This window comes from Paraburkholderia sp. C35 (assembly GCF_003121405.1).
Taxonomy (GTDB): domain Bacteria; phylum Pseudomonadota; class Gammaproteobacteria; order Burkholderiales; family Burkholderiaceae; genus Paraburkholderia.
The window spans coordinates 119,002-144,597 of the sequence record NZ_QBUY01000001.1; the positions used below are offsets into that span (position 1 = coordinate 119,002).

The 25,596-nt window shown below is 63.2% G+C and carries 24 protein-coding genes; 11 read left to right on the forward strand and 13 right to left on the reverse strand.

All coding sequences use genetic code 11. The features are described 5' to 3' along the window. Window positions 1-186: 186 nt before the first annotated feature. From DK391_RS00515 to DK391_RS00525, 3 genes are all read right to left on the reverse strand, one after another. Window positions 187-456 carry a helix-turn-helix transcriptional regulator gene (locus tag DK391_RS00515; protein WP_109476022.1) on the reverse strand — a complete coding sequence of 90 codons (270 nt, stop codon included), beginning with the start codon at window positions 454-456 and terminating at the stop codon, window positions 187-189. Next, window positions 453-1,400, reverse strand: coding sequence for a serine O-acetyltransferase EpsC (epsC, locus tag DK391_RS00520; RefSeq protein WP_109476023.1), 948 nt, complete (start codon window positions 1,398-1,400; stop codon window positions 453-455). The genes DK391_RS00515 and epsC overlap by 4 nt, the downstream gene beginning before the upstream one ends. Before the next feature lie 97 nt (window positions 1,401-1,497). After that, window positions 1,498-1,965 (reverse strand): rhodanese-like domain-containing protein, encoded by a 468-nt coding sequence (locus DK391_RS00525; RefSeq protein WP_109476024.1) that lies wholly within the window; start codon window positions 1,963-1,965, stop codon window positions 1,498-1,500. Between the two features lie 298 nt (window positions 1,966-2,263). On the opposite strand from DK391_RS00525, the gene DK391_RS00530 reads away from it, so the two are divergent. Beyond that, complete coding sequence (locus DK391_RS00530) at window positions 2,264-3,073, forward strand: VOC family protein (RefSeq protein WP_109476025.1); 810 nt, start codon at window positions 2,264-2,266, stop codon at window positions 3,071-3,073. A 55-nt stretch (window positions 3,074-3,128) separates the two neighbouring features. On the opposite strand, the gene DK391_RS00535 is transcribed toward DK391_RS00530, so the two are convergent. The 4 genes from DK391_RS00535 to DK391_RS00550 are packed head-to-tail and all read right to left on the reverse strand — an operon-like array spanning window position 3,129 to window position 7,779. Further along, a complete protein-coding gene (locus DK391_RS00535; RefSeq protein ID WP_109476026.1) occupies window positions 3,129-3,869 on the reverse strand; it encodes an ABC transporter ATP-binding protein in 741 nt (246 codons plus the stop codon). A 43-nt stretch (window positions 3,870-3,912) separates the two neighbouring features. Further along, on the reverse strand, window positions 3,913-4,785 hold the full coding sequence (locus tag DK391_RS00540) for an ABC transporter ATP-binding protein (protein WP_109476027.1): 873 nt from the start codon (window positions 4,783-4,785) through the stop codon (window positions 3,913-3,915). A gap of 10 nt (window positions 4,786-4,795) precedes the next feature. Further along, the gene (locus tag DK391_RS00545) at window positions 4,796-6,619 is read right to left on the reverse strand and encodes an ABC transporter permease (protein WP_109476028.1); all 1,824 of its coding nucleotides are present in this window, start codon (window positions 6,617-6,619) and stop codon (window positions 4,796-4,798) included. A gap of 26 nt (window positions 6,620-6,645) precedes the next feature. Further along, window positions 6,646-7,779 (reverse strand): ABC transporter substrate-binding protein, encoded by a 1,134-nt coding sequence (locus tag DK391_RS00550; RefSeq protein ID WP_239482654.1) that lies wholly within the window; start codon window positions 7,777-7,779, stop codon window positions 6,646-6,648. Between the two features lie 397 nt (window positions 7,780-8,176). Here DK391_RS00550 and DK391_RS00555 point away from each other — a divergent pair, with 397 nt between their 5' ends. The 6 genes from DK391_RS00555 (at window position 8,177) to DK391_RS00580 (ending at window position 14,138) form a co-directional block, all read left to right on the forward strand. Beyond that, the gene (locus DK391_RS00555) at window positions 8,177-9,178 is read left to right on the forward strand and encodes a LysR family transcriptional regulator (RefSeq protein WP_109476030.1); all 1,002 of its coding nucleotides are present in this window, start codon (window positions 8,177-8,179) and stop codon (window positions 9,176-9,178) included. Beyond that, window positions 9,175-10,650, forward strand: coding sequence for an NAD(P)/FAD-dependent oxidoreductase (locus DK391_RS00560; protein ID WP_109476031.1), 1,476 nt, complete (start codon window positions 9,175-9,177; stop codon window positions 10,648-10,650). Before DK391_RS00555 ends, DK391_RS00560 begins: the two co-directional genes overlap by 4 nt. 23 nt (window positions 10,651-10,673) lie before the next feature. Then, window positions 10,674-11,216: a hypothetical protein gene (locus tag DK391_RS00565; protein ID WP_109476032.1), complete on the forward strand. Its 543-nt coding sequence runs from the start codon at window positions 10,674-10,676 to the stop codon at window positions 11,214-11,216. Beyond that, window positions 11,213-11,788 (forward strand): peroxidase-related enzyme, encoded by a 576-nt coding sequence (locus DK391_RS00570; RefSeq protein WP_109476033.1) that lies wholly within the window; start codon window positions 11,213-11,215, stop codon window positions 11,786-11,788. The genes DK391_RS00565 and DK391_RS00570 overlap by 4 nt, the downstream gene beginning before the upstream one ends. 161 nt (window positions 11,789-11,949) lie before the next feature. Continuing rightward, window positions 11,950-12,969, forward strand: a complete 1,020-nt coding sequence (locus DK391_RS00575) for a sulfonate ABC transporter substrate-binding protein (protein WP_109476034.1) — start codon at window positions 11,950-11,952, stop codon at window positions 12,967-12,969. Between the two features lie 125 nt (window positions 12,970-13,094). After that, a complete protein-coding gene (locus DK391_RS00580) occupies window positions 13,095-14,138 on the forward strand; it encodes a MerR family transcriptional regulator (RefSeq protein ID WP_109476035.1) in 1,044 nt (347 codons plus the stop codon). Here the strand turns inward: DK391_RS00580 and DK391_RS00585 are convergent. The 4 genes from DK391_RS00585 to DK391_RS00600 are packed head-to-tail and all read right to left on the reverse strand — an operon-like array spanning window position 14,135 to window position 19,293. Next, the gene (locus tag DK391_RS00585) at window positions 14,135-15,901 is read right to left on the reverse strand and encodes an ABC transporter ATP-binding protein (protein WP_109476036.1); all 1,767 of its coding nucleotides are present in this window, start codon (window positions 15,899-15,901) and stop codon (window positions 14,135-14,137) included. The genes DK391_RS00580 and DK391_RS00585 overlap by 4 nt on opposite strands. After that, a complete protein-coding gene (locus tag DK391_RS00590; protein ID WP_109476037.1) occupies window positions 15,898-16,758 on the reverse strand; it encodes an ABC transporter permease in 861 nt (286 codons plus the stop codon). The genes DK391_RS00585 and DK391_RS00590 overlap by 4 nt, the downstream gene beginning before the upstream one ends. Further along, complete coding sequence (locus DK391_RS00595) at window positions 16,755-17,684, reverse strand: ABC transporter permease (RefSeq protein WP_109476038.1); 930 nt, start codon at window positions 17,682-17,684, stop codon at window positions 16,755-16,757. Before DK391_RS00595 ends, DK391_RS00590 begins: the two co-directional genes overlap by 4 nt. Before the next feature lies 1 nt (window position 17,685). Next, entirely contained in the window at window positions 17,686-19,293 is a 1,608-nt protein-coding gene (locus DK391_RS00600; RefSeq protein ID WP_239482646.1) for an ABC transporter substrate-binding protein, read from the reverse strand. Between the two features lie 387 nt (window positions 19,294-19,680). Here DK391_RS00600 and DK391_RS00605 point away from each other — a divergent pair, with 387 nt between their 5' ends. Further along, a complete protein-coding gene (locus DK391_RS00605; protein WP_109476040.1) occupies window positions 19,681-21,027 on the forward strand; it encodes an MFS transporter in 1,347 nt (448 codons plus the stop codon). 34 nt (window positions 21,028-21,061) lie between these two features. Beyond that, window positions 21,062-21,670 (forward strand): carboxymuconolactone decarboxylase family protein, encoded by a 609-nt coding sequence (locus tag DK391_RS00610; RefSeq protein ID WP_109476041.1) that lies wholly within the window; start codon window positions 21,062-21,064, stop codon window positions 21,668-21,670. A gap of 44 nt (window positions 21,671-21,714) precedes the next feature. On the opposite strand, the gene DK391_RS00615 is transcribed toward DK391_RS00610, so the two are convergent. Together DK391_RS00615 and DK391_RS00620 are read right to left on the reverse strand one after the other, a co-directional pair. Continuing rightward, window positions 21,715-23,076: an LLM class flavin-dependent oxidoreductase gene (locus DK391_RS00615; protein ID WP_109476042.1), complete on the reverse strand. Its 1,362-nt coding sequence runs from the start codon at window positions 23,074-23,076 to the stop codon at window positions 21,715-21,717. A 109-nt stretch (window positions 23,077-23,185) separates the two neighbouring features. Next, window positions 23,186-23,923 (reverse strand): GntR family transcriptional regulator, encoded by a 738-nt coding sequence (locus tag DK391_RS00620; protein WP_109476043.1) that lies wholly within the window; start codon window positions 23,921-23,923, stop codon window positions 23,186-23,188. A gap of 203 nt (window positions 23,924-24,126) precedes the next feature. Here DK391_RS00620 and DK391_RS00625 point away from each other — a divergent pair, with 203 nt between their 5' ends. Beyond that, a complete protein-coding gene (locus DK391_RS00625) occupies window positions 24,127-24,534 on the forward strand; it encodes a RidA family protein (protein WP_109476044.1) in 408 nt (135 codons plus the stop codon). Between the two features lie 51 nt (window positions 24,535-24,585). Then, window positions 24,586-25,593, forward strand: a complete 1,008-nt coding sequence (gene tauA, locus DK391_RS00630) for a taurine ABC transporter substrate-binding protein (protein ID WP_109476045.1) — start codon at window positions 24,586-24,588, stop codon at window positions 25,591-25,593. Window positions 25,594-25,596: the final 3 nt, after the last annotated feature.

Consider the following 25,596-nt stretch of genomic DNA (forward strand, 5'->3'; position numbering starts at 1 on the left):
TCGTTAGAAGAAAAACGGGAATGCTTATGACGGCATGGAATTATCGGGAGCCCGAAAACGGGGCTCAACATGCTATAGCCATCAAGGTGATGCATCGCGGCGGCAAGAAAAGCCCGCACGTGGTGCGCCGCCGCGCATGACAGATACGTGCGTGCGTTCAGCTCGCGACAGGCGAGCGTGATCGGGTCAGGCGGGAAGCTGTGGCGGCGACGCGCCGCGTTCCTGCGGCGGCGGATCAACCGGCGAAGAAGTACACAGAAGGGTTGCAATGGGCACGTTGAAAGCGCGCGCGAGCTTGTCGGCCGTGACGATCGACGCGATCGCACTGCCCCGCTCGATCTCGCCGACATACGAACGGTTCAGCCCCGCGTACTCGGCGAGTTGCTCCTGCGACCATCCATGGGCTTCGCGCAGCGCGCGCACGGTTGCGCCGAAGTCGCGAACGAGTCCTGTCATCCCAGTGCTCCCGCCGATACACCGTTGGCGACAGACGCAGCCCTGCCCGCCTCGCTGCGCAATACCGCCTGGCTGACATGCGATCCTGCCGCTACGTCATGTGTGATCCATACATTGCCGCCGATCGTCGCGCCACGCCCGATCGTCACCCGGCCAAGAATGGTCGCACCTGCATAGATGACCACGTCGTCCTCGACGATGGGATGGCGCGCAAGCCCTTTCTCGAGATGGCCGTCCTCGTTGAGGGGAAAGCGCTTCGCACCGAGTGTGACTGCCTGATAGACGCGCACGCGCTCGCCGATCACCGACGTCTCGCCGATCACGACGCCCGTGCCGTGATCGATGAAAAAGCCCGAGCCAATGCGCGCGCCCGGATGAATGTCGATACCCGTTTGTGCGTGCGCCAGTTCGGCAACGATCCGCGCGAGCAGCGGCAAACCAAGTTTATACAGTTCGTGCGCAAGGCGATGATGAATCATCGCGAGTATGCCGGGATAGCACAGCAGCACTTCGTCGACGCTGCCTGCAGCGGGATCACCGTGATAAGCGGCAATGACATCGCTGTCGAGTAACGAACGGATCTCGGGCAAGCGGTCCGCGAACGTGCGGATGGCCGACAGCGCGCGCGCTTCGATGCCTTCGTTGGCAGTTTTTTCGCGCCGCGCGGCGTAATGCAATTCAAGTCGCGCCTGAGCGAGCAGCCCATGCAAGGCCGCGTCCAGTGCGTGTGCGACGTAAAAGTTTTCACTTTCCTGACGTAAGTCAGGCGGTCCGAGGCGCATCGGAAAGAGCGCGCCTTTCAGTGCGTCGATCGCTGCTGCGAGCGCGTCGCGCGAAGGCAGATCCCGGCCGCCCGGTTCCAGCGCGCGCCGTTGGCCGTCACGCCATTGTTGCCGGACCGCCTGCAGCGATCCGGCGATGCTGTCGATATCGAATGCCGCCACTGCCCATGCTCCTTATGCTTCGAATACGGCGAGCAGCGTGTCACGCTGCGCGTGACGCGCAGCGTGACACGCATTCGCAATGAGCCGGGCCAACACCTCAGTCCTGCACCCACGGCAGGCCGAGATAGCGCCAGCCATTGACTGTGCCGCGATGTTGCCCGTCGTTGAGATCCCCTTCGAATCCTTCCAGTACGTTGAACACCTGCGTGAAGCCTGCCTTGGCGGCAGCATCGGCCGCCAGCGCCGAGCGGTTGCCGCTGCGGCACAGCAACAGGATCACGGCATCCTTGCCGGTCTTCGCTTCGAGTTCCCTGACAAAACGCGGATTGCGCGTCAGGCTCGTACCCGTTGCCCACGGTACGTGTACCGAGTCGGGTACATAGCCTACGAACTTGCGTTCCTCAGCCGTGCGAACGTCGACGAGCACTGCTTCGCCGCTGGAGAACAGCGCCCAGGCATCGCGTGGAGAAACGCCGCCCGGATAGGTCAGACCTGCTGTTGCCGCCTTGTCGCGTGCCGTCTCAAGCACTGCCTGGGTCGGTCGTTCTTCGAGTACTGCAGCCATTTCGCCTCCTTGTTGATGGAAAGTGCCGCAACAGCGCGGCAAACCGTCTATAGCCATCAAAGGAGATGATGTTGCATCCAGGCCCCGAAACAGAACCAATCAAATTTCATTTCTAAAGACGGGGGCGTGGATTGGCGCGCTCTTCATTGACTGCTGGTCAAAAGGGCTGTTTGTATGAAGATTCAAGCAGGCCTCGGCTTCTTTAGCGCAAGACGTGGATAGGTATCGACATATTGTTGCTGGCGTCGTCAAACGCGCCCGTCGATACTGTCTTATCTTCAATCAAAGGAGCGAATGGATGCCCTTGCTGCCAGATCATCTTGTGATTCGTGTGCACGACCTCAAACAGACCGTCGCAGACTTCACCGAACTGGGCTTCACTGTCCAGCGCGGCGGCACGCATGCCGATGGATCGACGCACAATGCGCTGATCGGTTTCGACGACGGCAGCTATATCGCACTGATCGCATTCCTGAAAGACGCGAAGGAACATCGCTGGTGGGATGCGGGACAGCGTGTCGGTGAAGGGCTCGTTGACTTCGCGCTGTTGCCCGAGTCTGTCTCCCGCACTGTCGAAGCTGCTTATGCGCGTGGCCTCTACTATGAAGGCCCGATTCCGGGCGGCCGTGTCCGTCCCGACGGCACGCGGCTCGAGTGGCAGATCGGCCGGCCTTCGACGCGCGATCTGCCGTTCCTGTGCGGCGATCTGACGCCACGCTTTCTGCGTGTCGCCGAGGGCGAGGTGCGCAAGCATCGCAATGGGACGACTGGCCTGGCTGCCATCAATGTGGCGGTGGCGGATCTGGACAAGAGCATCGACCGGTATCGCATTCTGCTCGGCGACGTGGCAGTGCACAGAAGCACGCTCGTCGGTCATGGCGTGCAGCTCGCGACGCTGCCGCTCGGCGCTACTACGGTGACGCTGCTGTCGCCTGTCGAGGATACCGGCACTGGCGCGACAGGTCTCGCCGATGAACTGCGCGCACAGCTTGCCACGCGCGGTGAAGGCGTGATCGGTGCAGCGCTACGCGTGGCGGATGCTGCTCAGGCGCGCACATTGCCGGGCGAACTCACGCATGGTGCACGGTTTGACCTCGTGCACGCGTGAGCCGCGTGAGCGTGCTGGCGCTACAGAGCGCGGCATATCGAAGCCCGACCTTTCGTCATGACGCCGTCTCGGCGGCCAGCGCACCGCCGAGATACGCATCGCGGATACGCTGATCGCCGAGCAAGGTCTGCGCTTCGCCCGATAGCACCACGCGCCCCGTCTGCAGTACATACCCGCGATGTGCAATCTGCAACGCGAGGCTGGCATTCTGCTCGACCATGAAAAACGTCACGCCCTGCTGATTGACCGTGCGGATCAGTTCGAGCACCTTGTCGACATAAAGCGGCGAGAGACCCATGGTCGGCTCGTCCATGCAGACCAGTGACGGGCGGCTCATCAGCGCCCGCGCCATCGCCAGCATCTGCTGCTCGCCACCCGACAGCGTGCCCGCGCGCTGCGCGAGCCGCTCCTTGACGCGCGGAAAGAGTTCCAGCATGCGTTCGTAGTCTGCCGCGATGCCATCGCGGTCATGCCGCGAGAACGCGCCCATCAGCAGGTTTTCACGCACCGTCATATCGCCGAACAGGCGGCGCGCTTCCGGCACCGACGCAATGCCGCGCCGGATGATCTGCGCCGTCGGCAGCCCCTTGATGGACGCGCCGTCGAACAGCACGTCTCCCGAGCGAGGCTTGTGCAGACCGAGTATCACCTTCATCGTGGTCGATTTGCCGCTCGCATTGCCGCCCAGCAGGCAAACGATCTCACCGCGCGGCACGGCGATATCCACGCCGAAATGCACCTGGCTTTGACCGTAGAAAGTGTCGATGCTGTCCAGCTTCAGCAAAATATCCGTCATTGCTCGACTCGCGTATTGCAGTTCTTGTGTCGCATGAAAAGCCTCACGCAGCAGCAGGCACGACGTGGCCCGTCTGCTGCCCGACATGCCGATGTCCGAGATAGGCCTCGATCACGCGCGGGTTGTTGCGCACTTCGTCGGGCAGGCCCGAGGCGATTTTTTTGCCGTCGTCCAGCACGATCACGCGGTCCGACAGACGCATCACGAGATCCAGCTTGTGCTCGATCAGCAGGATCGTCAGACCCTCCTGCTTGAGTTGCAGGATCAGTTCGAGCATCTCGGCGGTTTCGGATTCGTTCATCCCGGCTGTCGGCTCGTCGAGCAACAGGATGCGCGGACGCAGCATCAATGCGCGTGCGATTTCGACGCGCCGGCGGTTTGCATAAGACAGGCTGTGCGCGGGTGCATCGATGCGCGGTGTGAGCCGCGTTCCGAAGCGCGCCAGCACGGCCTTCGCTTCGTCGCGCAACTGTTCGTCTTCGTCGCGCAGCCGCGTGCCCGGTACGAGCGCGCGATACACCTCCGCGATTGCGCCGATCAGCGGCCAGCCGCGTCGCGTCATCGTCAGCCGCGAATGCGCGCCGATCAGCACGTTGTCCAGCACGCTCAGATTGCCGAATACGCGGCCATGCTGGAAGGTCCGCGCGACGCGACGCTGCGCCAATGCTTCGGGCGCGAAGCCCGTGACGTCCTCGCCGTCGAAGCGCACGATGCCGTCATCCGGCTTGTCGGTGCCCGCGAGCAGATTGAAGAGCGTCGACTTGCCCGCACCGTTCGGCCCGATCACGCTCACGCATTCGCCCTCGGCGACGGACAGGCTCACCTGATCTACCGCCGTCAGGCCGTCGAAGCGCCGCGTCACGTGACGCACGTCGAACAGGATGCCAGGCGATGCGTGGCTATTCTGGATGGTCATCGTCATCTCCTCAAACGGCGCCGAACAGGCCTTGTGGACGGAAACGCACGAGCAGCAGCAACACCACGCCATAGACCAGCATGCGGTAATCGGCAGCGAACCGGAACAGTTCCGGCAGACCGACCAGCGCGACGGCGCCCATGATCGCGCCCGGCACGTTGCCGAGGCCACCGAGTATCACCATCGTCAGGCCGAGAATCGACACTTGCGAATCGAAGGTCTGGTAATTGATGTAGCTATAGAGATGCGCTGCAATCCCGCCGCCGATACCCGCCGCAAATCCGCCGCACGCGAACGCAATGGCCTTGTAGCGGTTCGGCCGCACACCGTATGCGCGCGCCGCCACATCGTCTTCGCGGATGGCGCGCCACGTGCGGCCCAGATGCGAGCGCAGCAGCCGCAGTTGAAGCGCGGCAAGCACCACCAGCACCGCCAGCGTGAACCAGTACACCCCGCGTGCGCCCGACAGTTCCCAGCCGAACAGCGACAGCGGCGCAATGCCTGTCACGCCGATCGGTCCGCGCGTCAGGCTGTCCCAGTTGAGAATCACCAGTCCGACGATCTCGCCGATACCCAGCGTCGCAATCGACACATAGTGGCCGCGCAGCCGGAACGATGGATAGATCAGCAGCGTGCCGATCACAGCCGTGATCGCGCCCGCCAGCAGGATCGTCAACGCAGGCGACCAGCCCAGATCGACGGACAGCAACGCGGACGCATATGCGCCGATCAGCAGCAACGCCGCATGACCGAGCGATATCTGCCCCACGGTGCCCGCCACCAGCGTCAGGCTCAGCGCGAGCAGGCCGAAGATCCAGCCGTTCGTGAGCGTTTGCAGCAGATACGGAGACGGCGCAACGAAAGGCAGCGCAACCGCAGCCACCAGCAGAACGCCGATCACGCGCGGCGAAATGCGCACGGCCTTGCTGTTCGACAGAAACGTGCCCGTCAGCGGTTCAGGCGGCAGTCGGCGGTTCGAACTGAACAGTCCATTCGGGCGCCACACAAGAAACAGCAGCAACAGCACGAACGCAAACAGATCGCGGTAACTCGTGCCGAACAGCGCGACACCATAGCTTTCCACCAGCCCGAGCAGCAGGCTTCCGGCAATCGCGCCGGGCACGTTGCCCAGGCCGCCGATCAGCAGCGCCACCACGCCCTTGAGGGTGGCCTGAACGCCCATCGCCGGATCGATGCTGTTGTAGTACATGCCGACCAGCAATCCGCTGAGTCCGCCGAGACCACATGCGATCGCGAACACCGTGCGGTTCACGGCGTGCACGTTCACGCCCATCTGCTGCGCGGCGTCGCGGTCCTGTGCGGTGGCGCGCACGGCCCAGCCCAACCGCGTGAAGCGCAGAAACGCGTACAGCACTGCGGCCGCGCCGATGCCGATGGCGGCAATCAGCACGTCGAGCGAACTGAGCGTCGCGCCGCCAATCGCCACCGTCCATTGCGGCAGCGAACCCGGCACGGGACGCGGGTCCGGCCCGAACACGATCTGCGCCAGCTGATCGAGCACGAAGCTGATGCCGATGGTCGCGAGCAGCGGCGCGATGCGGGCTGCGCCCTGCAATGGCCGCAAGCCAATCCGTTCGATCACGATGCCGAGCAGCGCGCAGCCGCCGATAGTCGCAACCAGCGCGATGGGCAACGGTAGACCGAGCCGTGTCAGGCACAGCCAGCCGATGAAGCCGCCCACCATGTACACCGAGCCGTGCGCAAAATTGATCAGATGCGACACGCCGAAAATCAGCGCCAGCCCGACTGCGAGCAACGCATAGATGTTTCCGACAATCAGCCCATTGATCGTGTAATCGAACCACGCCGCCATAGCTTCAGTCCTGTGCGATATCGTGGTTACTGCGCACGCGGCGCGCCCTTGCCGTCCCACAGCGCGAACTTGCCGTCCTTGACGACGAGATCGAGATTCTTCGCGCCTGCCACGCGGCGCGTCTGCGGATCGAAACGGAACTTGCCGAAGATCACGCTCGGCACGTTGTCGATCTTCGTGAAGCCGTCGTGCACGGCGCTGCGCGTCGGGCCGTAGCGGCGGATCACTTCGGCGGCCAGGGTCATCGCGTCATAGGCACGGGCTGCGAACGTATCGGGCTCGGCGTTGTACTTCGCGCGATAGCGCTGCACGAAGCTCTGCACTTCCGGGCGCGGATCGCCGGGGAAGAAGTTCGACTCCGTGTAGACGCCGTTCACGGCATCACCGCCCAGATCGAGAAACTTCGGCGAGTACACCGAACCGACTGCCGCGATCGGTTCATGCACGCCCGAAGCACGCGCCTGGCGCACGATCTGTGCGCCGTCCGAGTAGTACGAGATCAGCACCAGCGAATCCGGCGAGGCGCTCTTCACACGCGTCAGCGTGGCGCGAAAGTCCTTTTCGTTCGGCTGATAGCCTTCCGCTGCCACGACCTGCGCGCCGTTTTCCACCGCTGCCCTGGCGAAGATGTCCTTGCTCGTGCGGCCCCAATCGGTATTCAGATAGAGCACGGCGATCTTCTTGAAGCCGAGACCCTTGGTGACGTAGTTGGCCAGCAGTGGCTGTTCTTCCGCCTGGCTAATAGCCGTGCTCCACATATAATCGCCGCCCTTCGTGAAGTCAGGGTGCGAATTCGTGAAGCCGAATTGCACGAGACCGGCGCGCTGATAGATCGGCGAAGCGGCCATCGATGCGCCGCTCGACAGATCGCCGAGTTCGAGCAGGATGCGTTTGTCGTCGACGAATTTCTGTGCGATCGCCACGGCCTGGCGCGGGTCGCTGCGGCTATCCTCGAAGTCGTAATTGAGCGGATGGCCGTTGATGCCGCCGTTCGCGTTGATCTGTTCGAGTGCGAGATCGAAGCCGCGCTTCCATTGCTCGCCGTACTGCGCATCCTGACCGCTCAACGGCCCCGTTACGCCGACCCAGTAGGGGTCGCCTGCGGCATGGGCCACGCTGGTTTGCATCAATGGCAATACGCATGCAACGCCCAGCGCCATCACACCCGCGATATGCCGCAATGTCACGCGGCGCTTTCCCCTGTTCTGCTCTTTCGACATGTCGATCTCACGCTATCAGATGATGTTGATGCGATGTAACCATGTCGGAAAGAAGCGAACCAAACAACATAAGCGTCAATCGTTATGTGCTTTTCAGTGGAATGCTTATCGCGTTGCATGCAAAGCATCTGCATGATGCTTGATTGATCGTTGGCATGTGCCGCGAGGCGCCACGCGACAAGGCTTTGCCGCTGCTGAATGCATCCGTTCGCGCATCCCATGCGTCGTGAACGAGTGTTGCCTGTTGCAATCCTGTTCTTTCGATAGCCGAATTTATTATAAGAAATGCGCATGCAAGCCCTCCTACAATGCATCCACCACATGAATGGATTGGCGTATGGAGTTGCATCAGCTCGAAGCATTTTCGGCCGTGATGTCGGCAGGCAGCGTGACGGGAGCCGCCCGGTTGCTCGGAAGATCGCAGCCCGGCGTGTCGCGCATGATCCAGGATCTCGAACAGGAGATCGACTACCCGCTCTTCGATCGCAAAGGCCCACGTGTCACGCCGACGGAGCGCGCGTTTCTGCTCTATGCGGAAGTGGAACGCATGCTCGTCGGACTCGAACGGATTCGCGCCAGTGCGCTTGCCATCGGGCGCAACGAAGCGCCACCGTTGAGAATCGCTGCCACGCCTGCGCTCGCGGCCGCGCTGGTGCCTCGTGCCATTGCGCGAATCGGGCAGGACGTGGCACCGCGCGAAACGCAGTTGCGCAGCGCGTCCGCCGAGCAGGTGGTGCAGTCGCTGCTGTCGCGTTCGGTGGATGTCGGCATCGCTACGCTGCCGCTGGATCATGCCGCGCTCGATCTGCACTATCTGATCGAAGCGCCTTGTGTGGCTGTCGTCAGTGAAGACGATCCGCTGGCCGACGCGCCCATGATCTCTCTGCGCGATCTGGCCACGCGCAAGATTGCGACAGTCGCCAACCGCTACCGGCTGCGACGACGGATCGACGCGGCATTCGACGTAGCCGGCCTCGCATCGACCGTGGCATTCGAAAGCAATGCCTCGCTCAACGCCGTGATGGCCGCGCAGGCGAAGCTCGCGGTGGCGGTGGTCGATCCGGCTACGGCCTTCGGCACGCCCGTTCAGGGCGTCGTCGTGCGGCCAGTCGACGTGAACATTCCTTTCTACTATGGCGTGGTCACGGCTTCGGGCAAAGCCGTCACACCAGCTATCGACGCGTTGATCACGGCAATCGACCTCGTATCGCGCGAACTGCTGCCAGGCGCGGTGCGTCATCAGGCGGCGCAGCATGATGCGCTGCTGTCGTCCCCCGCTCAACGCGATGCAGCGAACAGCAAACGCACCATCCGCAAAACCACGGGAGCCACGGCATGAGCCAGACGACATCTCCCGCTCACAGCGGCGGACTCGCCGCACTCGAAGCCCGCCTGCGCGAAGACCTCGCGTGGCTCGAACTGCCTGCGCCTGCGTGGGTGCCGCCGCGCTTCGCGGAAAACGAACGCGTGCTCGACGTCGCGATCATCGGTGCTGGCATGGCGGGCCTCACCGCGGCAGCAGAGCTGCGCATGCTCGGCATCGAGCACATCCAGCTGTTCGATCAGGCGACTGCAGGACACGAAGGTCCGTGGGTGACTTACGCGCGGATGAATACCTTGCGTTCGCCCAAGCAATTGACCGGGCCGGCGCTGCGTTTTCCTGCGCTGACGTTTCGCGCATGGTATGAAGCGCAGTTCGGGCGCGACCAATGGGAAGTGTTGAACAAGATCCCGCGCACGCAATGGATGGATTATTTGCGCTGGTATCGAAAGGTGCTGGCACTGCCGGTTATCAACGGCACGCACATCGCACAGCTTCAGCCACGCGAGGACGGCCTGCTCGCGCTCGAACTGCGCACATCGGATGACGCGCAGACACATACGGTGCTTGCGCGCCACGTCGTGCTCGCAACCGGCCGCGAAGGTCTTGGCGGCGCCTATGTGCCGCCCGCTGCGCGGCATCTGCCTGCGCATCGCCATGCGCACTCGTCGGATGCCATCGACTTCGACGCGTTGCGTGGACGGCGTGTGGGCGTCGTCGGCGCGAGCGCATCGGCATTCGACAACGCGGCATGTGCACTCGAAGCGGGTGCCGCACGCGTCGATATGTTTATCCGCCGCAGCGAACTGCCGCGCATCAACAAGCTGACGGGGATTGGCAGTCCGGGGCTGGTGCATGGCTTCATGCATCTGCCCGACGCATGGAAGTGGCGCTTTCTGCACTATTCGGCGCAAAGCCAGACACCGCCGCCGCGCGACAGCGTGCTGCGCGTCACGCGTCACGACAATGCGTATCTGCATCTGGGCAGCCCGATCACGCATGCTGATGCTCATGCCGACGAACTCGTGATCGATACACCCAAAGGGCGTTATGCACTCGACTATCTGATTTTCGCCACCGGCTTCCATTCGGAGATCGACACGCGCGACGAATTCGCCGCCATTGCTCCACATGTGAGGCGTTGGCGCGATCGTTTCGATCCCGGCGCGGAACTCGACAACGAAGAGTTGGCGACATCGCCCGATCTCGATAGCCGCTTTGCGTTTCAGGAGCGCGTGCCGGGCACCTGTCCCGCGCTTGCCCGCATTCATTGCTTCAATCATGCGGCGAGCCTCTCGCACGGCAAGGTGGCCGGCGACATTCCCGCCATCAGCGACGGCGCGCAGCGGCTTGCGCGCGCGATCGCGTCGATGCTGTTCGACGCCGACCGCGACAGCCATTACGCCGCGCTCCAGGCATTCGACAAGGCCGAGCTTGCCGGCGACGAATGGACCGACGCGGACGCGCCGTCCGTCATCGACGAATCGTGAACACCTTATCCTGAGGATCTTGCATGACAACAGAAGTGAAGCCAACGCCAGCACACGACGACACCGCGCGTCTGGCCGGAATCGCATCGACGGGTTCCGTCGCCGCGTTGCGCGCCGCTCGCGCCGATGCCACACGCTATACGCAGGGCAGTTTCGACGCGCTGTTCGACCCGAGCACCACCGGGCTTTCGCTCGACGAGCGTTTCGCGGCCGCCAGCTACGCAGCCGCGTTGTCGGCAGCACCCGAGGCGGCGTTTGCCTATCGCGAGCGCCTGCTTGCGTTGGGGTCATCGGCGGAGAGCGCGATTGCGGCGCTGGAAGGCTTCATCGCCGAGGGCGTGACGCATGCGAGCGCGGCTGACATCGATGCTCGACTCGCCGCGATTCTCAAGCACACGCACGCGCTGACGACCCTCACCCCAACTCCCGAGCAGTCCGCATTGCTGCGCGTGAAGCAAGCCGCACTGTCCACGCCGGAGATCGTCGCGCTTTCGCAGCTCGTCGCATTCGTCACGTATCAGGTCCGCGTCGTTGCCGCACTGCGCGCACTGGAGGCTTCAGCATGAGCACATCACACGGCTTCACATCGCAGCAACTCGGCTGGTCGGCATGGCTCGACACAGTGGCGCTCGCCGATGCCACGTCCGAACAGACAGCCGTTCTGGAAGAAAGCCATCCGCAAGCGAAGACTTCCGACTACTACCTGCTGCTCGTGCATGAGCCGGAGATCTTGCGGCAACGCTCGGGCGCATTCAACAGCATCATGTATGCACCGGGCGGTTTGTCGCGCGCGGAACGTGAACTCGCCAGCACGGTGGTCTCGCGCGTGAACGGCTGCGTCTATTGCGCTTCCGTGCATGCGCAGCGGTTCCAGCAGCTCGCGAAACGCGACGACGTCATTCAGCAGGTGTTCGCCGATCCGCAAACGGCAGGCACCACGGCGCGAGAACGGGCCATCGTCCGTTACGCGATCGATCTGACCTTGCATCCCGACACGATCGATGCGGCATCGATTGCAGCACTCAAGGAAAACGGCCTGACGCAAGCTGAAATCCTCGACCTGAGCCATGCGATTGCAATCTTCGCGTGGGCGAACCGCCTGATGCTGACGCTCGGCGAGCCTGTGTTTCCTGAATGATGTCGAGCATGCAGGGAGATTCGGCGGGACAGTCAACGCGCGTTGAGCGTTGCGTCTTATAGCCGTTTCCCTGCTTTCGATATGCGCAAACGTTGTTTGAATTCGTGCGCCTCGCGAATTAACGTCAGCAATCTATTCTCCGATACCGACACGCAAAGCCGATGAGCAAACGCGACACATCAATCGCCCCTTCTCCCGCCGATCCCGATCGGCGTCAACTGCTGCGGCGCGCGGGTGCCGGCGTGGCAGGCGCTGCGCTCGGCGGGCTGCTCACGCCGCTTGCGCCATTCGCGACAAGCGCCGCTCACGCACAAGGCACGAACAACCGGCTGAGAATCGGCTTCCAGAAGTACGGCAACTTTGTCGTGCTCAAGGCGCGCGGCACGCTGGAAAAGCGGCTCGCGAGCCAGGGCGTCAGCGTGCAATGGCTGGAATTTCCCGCTGGTCCGCAACTGCTCGAAGGCTTGAATGCGGGCGCCGTCGATGTGGGCAGCGTCGGCGAAACGCCGCCCATTTTTGCGCAGGCGGGTGGCGTGGATTTCGTCTACATCGGCAACGAACCGCCCGCGCCGCGCGGCGAAGCGATCGTCGTCGCACAGGACTCGCCAATCCGCACCGTTGCGCAACTGCGCGGCAAAAAGGTGGCGCTCAACAAGGGTTCGAATGTCCATTTTCTGCTGGTGAAAGCGCTTCAGCAGGCCGGGTTGGCCTATACGGACATCCAGCCTGTCTATCTGACGCCGGCCGATGCGCGCGCCGCCTTCGTGCAAGGCAGCGTCGATGCATGGGTGATCTGGGATCCGTACCTCGCCGCGATCGAACGTCAGGCCAATGCGCGCACGCTTGCCAACGGCGACGGCCTGGTGCGCAATACGCAGTACTACGTCGCGGCCCGCAAGTTCGCGTCGGCCCAGCCGCAGGCGCTTCACGCGCTGCTGGACGAAGTCAACGAAGTCGACACATGGGCGCGCGACAACGTCGCACAAGTGGCCGCGCAGCTGTCGCCGCTCGTGGGACTGGATGCGTCGATACTCGAAGTCGCGCTCAAGCGCACCGGCTACGGCGTTCAACCGATTACCGACGCGACCCTCGCCTATCAGCAGCAGATTGCCGATGCGTTCAGTGCGCTCAAGCTGATTCCCGGCAAGCTGACTGTTGCGGATGCGCGCTGGAAGACGTGATTACCTCCAGCGTCTAACCCATACCTGATTGCCGGCTAAATAAAATCCGCGACGCCTGTTGACCCGGACCTTGGGGTTACCCTCATGCTGATTGTCACTCTTCAACGAACAGAGAAAGGTGACAGATGACACATCCCGCCCATGGTCTGAACGCATCCGAGGCAGCCAGAAGGCTCGGCGTTTCCGTGAAAGCGTTGCGGCTTTACGAACAGCACGGGTTGTTATCTCCACGCCGCACGGCAGCCGGATATCGGGCGTACGGCGAGCATGACATGGCGCGTGCCACGGAGGTCGTGGGCCTGCGCGCGCTCGGTCTCAGTCTGACCGAGATTGCCCGCGTGCTGCAAGGCGACGCGCGGGGGCTGGCTTCCGCGCTGGCTGCACATGAAACCGCGCTGGGTCGGCAGATGCACGATCTGGTTGCGAAGCTCGACAAGGTACGCAGGCTTCAGTCGGATATCGCGCAAGGCCAGTTGCCCGCCGGGGCGGAGCTGGCCGGTCTGCTCGACCGGGCCGGGCCGCGCGTGGCTTTCGAATTGCCGTGGCCGTGGGGCGGGGAATGGTTCGAGTTGCGCGATCTCCGTCCGTTGAACTACATCATCGGATCGCTGGGCAGCGGGAAGACGCGCCTTGCACACAGGCTTGCGGAAACGCTGCCCGACACGATATTCATCGGTCTCGACCGGCTCGATCATGCCAGCGCTGAATCCGTTGCGTTGCTGAACGCCGATGCCGCGCTCAGATCACGCGTCGATCAGGCTCTAGCGTGGCTCGTCGACGAAGGCTCTAGCGCTTCAGCAGCACTGGTTGCCTTGCTCGCTGCACTGGAAAGCGAGGCGCCTCGCGCATTGATTGTCGATATGATCGAAGAGGATCTCGATCAATCGACTCAGGAAGCGTTGATCGCCTATCTTCGCCACCGTGCGAAAACAGCACAACAGACACTGTTCATCTTGACGCGTTCGTCGGCGGTACTCGATCTTTCGCTAATCGGCGCCGACGAGGCCATCATTCTTTGCCCCGCCAATCACAGTCCGCCGATGCGTGTCGCGCCCTATCCGGGCGCGCCCGGCTACGAAGCGGTGGCAACCTGTCTTGCCTCGCCCGAGGTGCGTGCGCGGGTTGCACGCAAGCCGACGCTAGCACCAGGCTTGCAGATTCACGCTTAACCGGCATGCAACTCGACTTCACGCGTGTGCGCATCGCTGCCCGCTTCCTTCTTCGCGCGCCGCAGCGACGGCGCCGACGACATCAGCAAGCGGGTATACGCATGCTGTGGCGCATCGAACAGCCGTTGCGCATCGCCTGCTTCGACAACGCGCCCATCCTTGAAAACCAGCACACGGTCGCTGACATGCCGGATCACATCGAGATCGTGCGAGATGAACAGCAGCGACAAACCCAGTTCGGCCTGCAAGGTGCCGAGCAGATCGAGCACCTGTGCCTGCACATAGACATCGAGCGCCGAAACAGGCTCGTCGCAGACGATCAGCTCAGGCTGAGGTGCAATCGCACGCGCAATCGCCACGCGCTGCCGCTGACCGCCCGATAACGACAGCGGCCGCCGTTCGAGATGGCGCGCATCGAGTCCGACATGTTCGAGCAATTCGACACTACGATCGCGTATCTGCTGCGGATCGAGTGCCGACGTGGTCAACGCTTCAGCGAGCAATTGCCGCACGGTATAACGCGGATCGAACGAACTGAGCGGATCCTGCGGGATGTACTGCAGTTTTGGGCGCAACGCACGGCGCGCCGCCTCATGCACGCCTGCGCCATTCCATTGCGTGCCGAGAAAGCGCACCTGGCCCGCCGACGGCGCCGCGAGTCCGAGCACGAGCTTCGCACATGTGCTCTTGCCCGAACCCGATTCGCCGACAATACCAACTACTTCACCTCGCCGCACCTCGAAAGAAACATCGTCGAGCGCGATGAACTCGCCTGTGTCGGTGGCGCGCTTGCTTGCGCCTCGCCGCTGATATCGCTTGCCGACCGCTTCGACCTGCAACAACGCTTCATCCGACACCCGCTGGCGAGGCGGCAACGGATCACGCCCGATCAGCGACGCATGTCCGGAAGGCGCGTCATCATCGAGACGCGCCGACGTCAGCCGCTGCCCCCGCGAGCCAGCAGACGGCTGCGCAGCGATCAGCCGCCGCGTGTAGGCATGCGCCGGACGCGTCAACACCTCATGCGTCGCGCCGCTTTCCACCACTTCGCCGCGATGCATCACCAGCACGCGGTCGGCTACCTCCGCCACCACGGCGAGATCGTGCGACACCAGCAGCACACCGACGCCTTCACGCAGGCGCGCAGCCAGCACATCGAGAATCTGCGCCTGCACCGTCACGTCGAGCGCGGTAGTCGGCTCGTCAGCGATCACGAGCGCCGGGCCCGCGACGATCGCCGACGCGATCAGCGCCCGCTGCCGCAAACCGCCCGACAACTCGTGCGCATACTGCTGCGCGCGTTGCTCGGGCTCAGGCATGCCGACATCGCGCATCGTCTCCAGCACGCGCGCGCGGCGCGCCGCACGCGAGTCAGAGCGCACATGCAGCGCGAGCGTCTCTTCAATCTCGGCGCCAATCGTGCGCAACGGATCGAGCGATACCAGCGCGTCCTGCATCACCAGTCCCGCGAATCCGCCGCGCACGCCGCGCCAGTCGCGCTCGCGAAATTGCAGCGCGCTCCTTCCGTCGATCTCGAAGCGTTGCGCCGAAATCCGCGCGCCGTGGCCCGCCAGGCCGATCAGGCTGCGCGCCGTCAGGCTCTTTCCGGAACCCGACTCGCCAACGAGCGCAACACATTCGCCTGCGCGTATCGTCAGATCGACGCCTCGCACCAGCGGTTCGCCATCGTTTGCATCGGGAAAGCGGATCTCGAGTCCACGCACATCGACCAGCGTGCGCGCCGTGGAGAAATCGTTTTTCATCGCGCTTTGACTCCGTAGACGCGTGACAGATACTTGCCGATCACGGAGAACGCAATCACCGTCAACGTAATCGCCATGCCGGGAAACACGCTCGGCCACCAGGCCACTCGCAGTACGTCGCGGCCTTCGGCGAGCATCACGCCCCATTCGGGCGTCGGCGGCTGCGGGCCGAGACCCAGAAAGCTCAGAGCGGACACCGCGATGATCGCGCTGCCGATATCGATGGTGGCGATCACGGGTATCGCGGCCAGCACGTTCGGCAGGATGTGACGCAGAAACACCTCGCGGCGCGTCTGCCCCCACACCACCGCATGCGTCACATAGTCGGCGCGGCGCACCACCAGCGTCTGCGCGCGCAGCACACGGCCGAACTTCGGAATCCCCGCGATGCCGACTGCCACGGCAATATTGACGATGCCCTGACCAAGAAACGTCACGACGAACAGCGACAGAAGAATCGGCGGAAAGGCCGACAGCACGTCGAACACGCGCGACGCGCTTTCATCGACGGCACGACGTCCCAACCCCGCCGTCATGCCGATCACGAGACCGATCAGCAGACTGACAATCATGCTGGCAAGCCCGATCAGCAGCGAATAGCGCGCGCCATACACGACGCGCGCCAACACGTCGCGGCCGATGCGGTCCGTGCCGAACCAGTGTGTGGCGTCAGGCGCCTGCATCGCGTGGGCAACGTCGCTGACGAGGGGATCGTAGGACGTCACAACTTGCGGAAAAGCCAGCGCAAAAGCCAGCGCCAGCAGAAATGCGGCCGATACCCACACCGCTGCGGGCAGACGGCTGACAAGCGTCAGGCGACGCGGCTGTGCAACGCCAGCCGTAGAAAGATCACTCATGATGCGCGCAGCCTCGGATCGATGAACAGATACAGCACGTCGAGCAGCGTCGAGATCGCCACGTGCACGAACGCGGCCAGCAGCACCACGGCCAGCACGACGGGCACGTCCTGCGACGTCACCGCCGTCAACGTCACGCTGCCGATGCCGGGCCGGCCGAACATCTTCTCGGTGATCACCGCGCCGCCCAGCAGGCCGCCGATCAGCCACCCGCCCAACGTGACGACGGGCAACAACGCATGACGCAGCACATGCCGCGTGCGCAGCGCAAATTCGGACACACCGCGCGCCCTCACCGTCGTCACGAAAGGCCGTTCGAACACGGCCTCCAGCGCTTCACGCATGACCTGCGACAGCACGCCCGCTGTCGGCAGCGCCAGCGTCACGGCGGGCAGCACCAGTGCGCGCCAGCCCGCCGCGCCCGACACCGGAACCCGCCGCCAGTGAAACGAGAACACGATCAGCAGCAACAGCCCGAGCCAGAACACGGGCGACGACGTGAACAGCAATTCGAGCGCGGATGCGATGCGGCTCGCCCACGCATGGCGGCCCGCCGCCAGCCCCGCCGTCGAGGTCGCAACGAGCAAGGCGAGCACGATGGCCAGCACGCCCGCCGCACAGGCGAGCTGGATGGTCGGCCACAACTGGCTGCCGAGCACGGCCAGCACCGGCTGCTGCATCACGAAGGACGTGCCGAGATCGCCACGCGCGAGACGCAGCAGGAACTGTCCGTACTGCCAGAGCAGGCTGTGATCGAGGCCCCACTGTGCGGCAATGGCTTCACGCAAGCCGGGATACGCGAGGTCGCCCGCCAGCACGTCCTCGATACGGCCCGGCAGTGCGTGAATCGCGAGAAAGGCCGTGGTCGCCGCGAGCCACATCACCAGCATGCCCGTCAGCACACGCGTGACAAGCTGCCTGATCACGTCAGCCTCCCTGCTTCTCGACCCAGATGTCGTACGAACTCGCCGGGCCGTCGAGTTGCGGCTCGAAGCCTACGCCATGCACCGTCGATTTCGCGGCAAGGTGATACGCAGGTGCAAAGAGCGGCACGATGAACGCCTCATCGACTGCGCGCTTCTGCACGAAGGCAAGCAGCTTGCGGCGCTCGTCGCCGACCGGCTGCAGCCGCGCCCGGTTGATCGTATCGACGATGGTCTGATCCGGCGTTTTGATCGCGTTGTACAGGAAGCCCTGGTCGCCCAGCATGTCCCACAGCTCCATCGCCACGTCGGACGGATTGTCGGTGTTCGGGTAGATGGTCCAGTTGCCCGTGGCCTTCTGGTTCGCGAAATCGCCCGCCGTCGTGATACGCAGCCCGAGATCGAGACCGATGTTCTGGCGCAACGCCGACTGGATCGCGCGGATCAGCACGTCGCGGCTGTCGCGCACGTAGGGCTGCGGGTAGCCGACTTCGATCGACAGGCGCTTGCCGTCCCTGGTACGGAAGCCTTCGCTGTCGCGCGTAGTCCAACCTGCTTCGTCGAGCAGGCGGTTGGCCTCCTTGACGTCGTTGCCCCACGACTGTTTGAGTTGCGCGTTGTAATCGGGATTATCCGGCCCGATGTTCGACCAGGCCCGCTGAACTGTGCCGAGATACACGCTCTTGACGATCGCATCGAGATCGAAGCCGTCGCGCAGCGCGCGCCGCACGCGGACGTCGTTTGCGGGTGCGACCGTGTAGTTGATGTTCAACGTGAACGATGTCGTCGCCGATGGGCCGGTCAGATACTGGAAGCCGTCCACCTTGTCGAACACGCTGACGTCGGTGGGCTGTACGCCTTCGATCAGGTCCACCTGCCCCGAACTGAGCGCGCCCGTGCGTACGGCGGCCTCGGGCAGAAAGCGGTATGTCACATGTTCGAGGTACGCGGCGCCCTGGTGTTGTGCATTGTCCGGCGCCCACTTGTACGCAGGGTTACGCGTGAACGTCGCTGACTGTCCGCGCTGATACGAGCTGAACACGAACGGCCCGGTGCCAACGATGCCCGGCCCGCCGCCGCACAGATCCTTGTTGTCGGCGAGCGCTTTCGGCGAGATGAAGCCGAGTTTCACGCTCGACAGCGATTCGAGCGTGGTGGAATCCGGCTGTTTCATCACGAGCCGCACGACATACGGCGACACCACTTCGGCGTGATCGAAATGCACCAGCAACGAGGCCGATGCCGAGGTCGTACTGACGTTCTTCAGGATGTAGTCGAAGTTGGCCTTGACGGCGTTCGCATCGAACGGCGTGCCATCGGTGAAGTGCACGTCGTCGCGCAGATTGAAGGTGTAGCTCTTGCCGTCGTCAGCGACCGTCCAGGATCTGGCGAGCCACGGCGCGTAGGTGCCGTCTGTCTTCTTGCTGATCAGCGAATCGATGTAATTGCGGATCACCCAGAACGCGTTCTGCTGCGACGAGCGATGCGGATCGAAGCAGGCTGGCTCGGTCGTCACACCCCAGGTCAGCGAGCCGCCCGAAACGGGCTTCAATGCTTGCGCGCGTTGCGCATTCGTATCGGCGTCCGATTTGCTGCAGCCGGTCAGCAGCAAGGATGCGCCGACAGCCAGTGCGCCGAGGAGTGCGAAAGAGGTGTTATTCGAATGATTTGCGCGTGTGCGGCGGGAGACGTCGTGAATCATCGGGAAAGAGTGTGGAGAGCAATCCCGCAGCCTAAGTAAAGACTTTCCCCTTCTCCAACGAATCAATCTTGCTAACGATATGTGCCGCGCATGCAGTGAACGCGAGCATGCGCGCTATAGCGTCCAGTTCAGACAACATTGCACTGTAAAGCCATGCGATGCTCTCCTTTTCACGCATGTGGCAACTCGCTTAGCATCTTTTCTCGATAGCAAAGCATCGATCATCGTTAAGAGTTTTGGATAATCAGTGTACAACTGACGTTCGCTTAACCTGCTTGCATTCTGCTTATAGTCTTTATGTCGACCGCTCAACCCGCCACCCCAACCGCACACACCAACTCGAAGAAAGTCGGATTCGCCGCCTTCTTCGGCACGACCATCGAGTGGTACGACTTCTACATCTACAGTACGGCTTCGGCACTCATCTTCAGTCACACGTTTTTTCCGCCTTCGACCAATCCATTGACGGGCATCCTCGGCGCATTCGCTGCATATGGCGTGGGCTTTTTCGCGCGGCCGCTCGGGGCCGTCTTCGCGGGACACTTCGGCGACCGCCTGGGACGCAAGCAGGTGCTGGTGTTCTCGCTCGTCCTGATGGGTATTGCAACCGTGCTGACGGGACTGCTGCCCAGCTATGCGACAGCGGGTCTGCTCGCCACTGCGCTGCTCGTGCTGCTGCGCCTGCTTCAGGGCGTGGCGACAGGCGCGGAATGGGGCGGCGCTTCGCTGCTGGCCGTCGAGCATGCGCGGCCACGTTCGCGCGGGCTGCTCGGCTCGTTCACACAGGCGGGTTCCGCAGCGGGGATGCTGCTCGCGTCGGCGACGTTTTTGATCGTGCGCTCGTCGCTTTCCGCCGATGCCTTCTCCGCGTGGGGCTGGCGCCTGCCGTTCCTGTTCAGCGTGATCCTCGTCGCAGTCGGCGTGTTCGTGCGCACACGCATCGACGAACCGGCGCCCTTCATCGCCGTGAAAGCCGAAGGGCGTATCCGCCGTCTGCCTGTCGCGGAGGTGCTGCGTCATCATCGGCGCGCGCTGTTCGTGACGATCGGCCTGCGCCTGCTGCAGCCCGCGATGTACGCAATCGTGACCACCTACGCGATCAGCTATCTGAACATGAAACGCGGCGGCGCGTCGGCGGCATTGAGCGCCGTGATTATCGGCTCGATCTTCGCGGTGATTGCGACGCCGCTCTGGGCCGCGCTGTCCGATCGCATCGGCCGGCGTCGTCCGGCGATCTGGGCCGTGGTCGGTATCAGTTTGCTGGTGTGGCCGTTCTTCTGGTTCCTCGATCACGGCAATCTGGCCTATCTGCCGCTCGTGTACGCGATCGAGCTCGCTATCTTCGATGCCGCCATCTACGCGCCGGGTGCGGCATGGTTCGCCGAACAGTTTCCCGTGGAAGTGCGTTATAGCGGCATCTCGCTGGGCTACCAGATCGGCACGCTGCTGTCGGGCGGGCTGACGCCGTTCGTCGCGGCGGCCCTGCTGGCAGCGGGCAACGGCGCGCCGTGGCTGATCTGCGCGTATATCTCCGCGCTCGGCCTGCTGAGCCTGATTGCCGTGCTCGCTGCGGCCGATCCCGTGCGCCGCTCGGCGAGCCAGGCTGCATCGAGTCACGCCGAGCAGACGAGCGTTGCGGGCTAACGCCGACTGGTAAAAGGAAGAGGAAAAGGAATCAATGAGTCAAGACCGTACCCATGCCGACGAAGCGCGCCTGCTCGGCGCACTCGAACGTAAGCATGCAGGCCCGAAGGCCTTTCGGGCGCTGTCCGCGCCTGTATGGCGCGACGGGCATCTGTCCGAAAAGGACAAGCATCTCGTGGCCGTTGCAGTGGCACAGGTAACGCGCTGCGCGTTCTGTATCGAACATCATGCGGAACTGGCGCGCAAATTCGGCGCATCGGAGCAGGAAGCGTTCGCCGTGAGCTATATCGCGGCAGCGCTGGAATCGCTTGGCGATGCGGCGATCTCCTTCGGCAAGGAGGGCTTCACGCTCGACAACGAAGCGCATCTTGCTGGCAAGCCTGTCGCGTCCGCGCGAGCGGATTTCCTGCGAGCCGTCTTCGACACCGATGCGCTCAAAGCCGGCTTTGTCTCCATCGTTGCGGCGGCAGTCGGCTATACGCAAGCAAACGAAGCTCGCCGACAGCTCTTTCACCAGCGGGCACTCGACGCCGATGAACACGTCGAAGCGATGGACGAAGCGTACGCAATCGTGGTTGTTCTGCGTGCCGGCGCGGTGTATTCACATACGCTGCACGTCGCCAACGCGTTCACCGACGCCTGATCTGACGACACACGTTGCGCGAGCGTGGCAAACGCTCAGTGAGATCAACGCCGGTAGCTCGCGCCGATATGCGGCGCGCTCAGATAGCGGTCACCGCCCAGCAGCTTCTCGCGCAACGTGCCTTCTTCGTAGTGAGTTTTATACGCGCCACGGCGCTGCAATTCAGGCACGAGATAGCGCACGATGTCGCGGAACGTGCGCGGCGACTCGACCCATGTCAGGTTGAAACCATCGATACCCGTTTCCTCGACAATCGACTGCAGTTCATCCGCGACCTGCGATGCATCGCCCACTACCACTGCGCCGCGCCCGCCGATCGACACGAATTCGACAGCATCGCGCACCGTCCACACCTTATCGGGATCGAGTTTGCTGAACGAGGCGAGCGCCGACTGGCCCGCGTCGGTATCGACATAGGCGAGCGTATCGTCCGGCTGGTAGCGCGACAGGTCGATGCCCGTCCAGCCTGACAGCAGCGCGAGCGCACCTTCGTAGCTCGCGCGCTCACGATATTCAGCGTAACGGGCCTGCGCCTGCTGCGCCGTTTCATCGACGATCACGGTCAACATCGCAAAGAGCCGCGCACTGTCCGGCGCGCGGCCCGCTTCGGCGAGCGCAGTGCGCACGCTCTGCGCGGCTTTGCGCAGGCCGTTACGCGTCGGTGCGCCGAGAAAAATGCACTCGGCGTGCTGGGCCGCGAAACGTGTGCCGCGCTCTGAACCGCCTGCCTGAAACAGCAGTGGCGTGCGTTGCGGCGACGGCTCACACTGGAAGATGCCGTCCGTCTCGAAGTAGCGCCCCTGATGCGTGATCGCATGAACACGATCGGGATCGGCGTAGATGCCGTTGACCCGATCACGCACCACCGCGCCTTCTTCCCAACTGCCTTCCCACAGCTTGTAGCAGACGTCGAGAAACTCATCGGCGCGATCGTAACGTTCGTCATGCGCGCGCAGCGCGGTATCGCCGAGGCTGCGCGCGCCGCTCTGCAGATACGACGTGACGATATTCCACGCCACCCGTCCGCCGCTGAGATGATCGAGCGTGTTGAACCGGCGTGCCAGCAGATACGGCGCTTCATACGCGACCGATACCGTCACGCCGAAACCCAGATGCTTCGTCGCGTGTGCCATCAGCGGGACGAGCACGGTCGGGTCGTTCATCGGCACCTGCGCGGCGGTGCGCACTGCGGCGCGGGCATTCCCGGCGAACACGTCATAGATGCCGATCACGTCGCCGAGGAACAGGCCGTCGAACAACCCTTCTTCGAGCAGCTTTGCCAGTTCGACCCAATACGCCGTGTCCAGATAACCAACCGATTGATCTTGCGGCGCGGCCCACTGCCCCGGCGCGAGATGCACGGCGCAATTCATCATGAAAGCGTTGAAACGGATCTGGCGAGGCATGGCAGGAATCGAGCGTAAAGAACGGCATCTTATGTGCGTGCCGCGTCATGGCAAATCATCATTTCGACATTCGATATGACTGGAAGCGCATATCGACCGTGTTATCGCCCTACCGCTTCGACCGCTCGATTCTCAACTGATACTGGAACGCGTCGCCGCGATAGTTTAGCGCTTCGAACAGCACGGGCGCGCCGTCGCGGCTATACACGACTCGCTCGATACCGAGCAACGAGCTGCCCGGCTCGACTTCCAGTGCGGCTGCCACTGCCTCGCTTGCGGGCATCGAACGGATGGAGAGGTCGGCATGACCGATGCGCTCGCCGCAATCCTGCTCGATGACGTGGAAGATGTCGCGGTTCGCCAGATCGGCGGTGAGCAGTTGCTCGCCTATCTCATGCGCCGCGTACGTCACTTCGAACGATACGGCCACGCCGTCCAGCATCCGCACGCGCTGGATCTCCGTTACTCGCGCTTGCGCATTCAGTCGCAAGCGGCTCGACAACTGGCTGTTGGCATCCACGACACGCACGCTCTCCACCCGGTTCGACACGCGATGCCCGAGCGGCGTCATTGCCTCCGAAAAGCTCTGCAGCGCGCTGATGTTCTGCACGGCGCGCGATCGTTGCACGAAGGTGCCCTGACCGTGAATCTTCTCGACCCATCCTTCCTGACGCAGTCGCTCCAGCGCCTGTCGGATCGTGATCCGGCTGACGCCGTACGACTCGCACAGTTCGTGCTCGGTCGGCAGGCGCGAACCCGGCGGATACGTGCCGTCGAGGATGCGCGCATGCAAGGCGTCACGGACACGGTCATAGAGCGGCGCGGCTGATTGTCTGGCTTTTCCCATCGATAGTTGAACCCCAAGTGCGGCAAGGCGTTGCCGGTGCGTGATTGTGCACGACGCGCAAATCGAACGCCGACATAAGCATGTCAGAAATGATCGCTTTGAACGCGAACAGCATGCACCTATACTCGCTTCACAGTGTCGTTGTTATAACAACGACGAATCGGTCAAATGCGTGAACATCGCGCCCGGAGAGTGCTGCCGTCATGTCTTCCATTGTGTATCACCGGGCGCCCGATGCCGCTCCGCCGCCGCCATCGGCGCGTTATAGCCACGCGGTCGAAGCAGGCGGCTGGCTGCATGTCACAGGGCAACTCCCCATCGATCCCGATGCGCCGGATCAGCCCTTGCCAGAAGGCATCGAAGCGCAGGCGCAGCTGTGTTTCCGCAGTATCGAACGGATCGTCGGGCACGCGGGCTTTGCGTTGTCGGATACGGTTTTCGTACGCATCTATCTGCGCGAATTCGACACCGACTACACGGGCTTCAACCGCATCTACGACCGTTACTTCGACGATACGGCGCGGCTCCCCGCGCGCACCACGATCGGCGTCGCGCAACTGGGTCGCAACGCCCGCGTGGAAATCGACGTGGTGTTGTATTCCGCACGTTAAGCGCCATCCGGCGCCTTCATCTGCCTGTTTTATCCATTCAGGGTCCATGCAATGAACACACGATTTTTTATCCGGCTGCTTGCCCCGCTGTTCGCGAGCGCGATCCTCGGCACTTCACTCGCGCATGCGGCCGACAAGACCGTGACTATCGGCTATCAGACCGACATCGAGCCTTCCAAGATCGCGCAGGCCAAAGGTCTGTATGAAAAGGACAGCGGTTACCAGATCAACTGGCGCAAGTTCAACACGGGTGCCGACGTGATCGCCGCGATGGCATCGGGCGACGTGCAGGTCGGCTTCACGGGCAGCAGCCCGCTGGCTGCGGGCGTCACGCGCGGTCTGCCTATCGAGACATTTTTTGTTGCGGCGGAAATCGGTTCGGCGGAAGCCTTCGTCGTGCGCAACGGCAGCAACATCAATACGCCGCAAGACCTGATCGGCAAGAAGATCGCCGTGCCCTTCGTGTCCACCACCCACTACAGCCTGCTGGCCGCGCTCAAGCACTGGAACGTCCCTGCCGATCGCGTGACGATCCTCAATCTCGCGCCGCCCGAAATCGCCGCCGCATGGCAGCGCGGCGACATCGACGGCGCGTATGTATGGGAGCCCGCGCTCGGCAAGATCCAGAAGACCGGCAAGATCTTCACGACGTCGGCCGAGGTCCGCAAATGGGGTTCGCCAACTTTCCTCGCGTGGGTCGTGCGCAAAGACTTTGCGCAATCGCATCCGGACTTTCTGGTGAGTTTCGCGAAGGTGACGGGCCAGGTGAACGAGGACTACCGGAAGAACGGCGCGAACTGGACGGCGAGTTCGCCTGAAGTCGAGGCCATCGCGCGCGTCAGCGGCTCCGACCCGGCCGATGTGCCGCCGCTGCTTCACGGCACGACCTATCCGCTGCTCAACGAGCAGCCGGGCAGCATGCTGCTGGGCGGCGGCACGGCCACCGCGCTGGCGGATACATCGAAGTTCCTCAAGGAGCAGAAGCGCCTCGACACGCTGCTGCCCGACTATCGTCCGACCGTCACTGCCGCCTATGTGCAGCAGGCGATCAAGCAGTAAGCC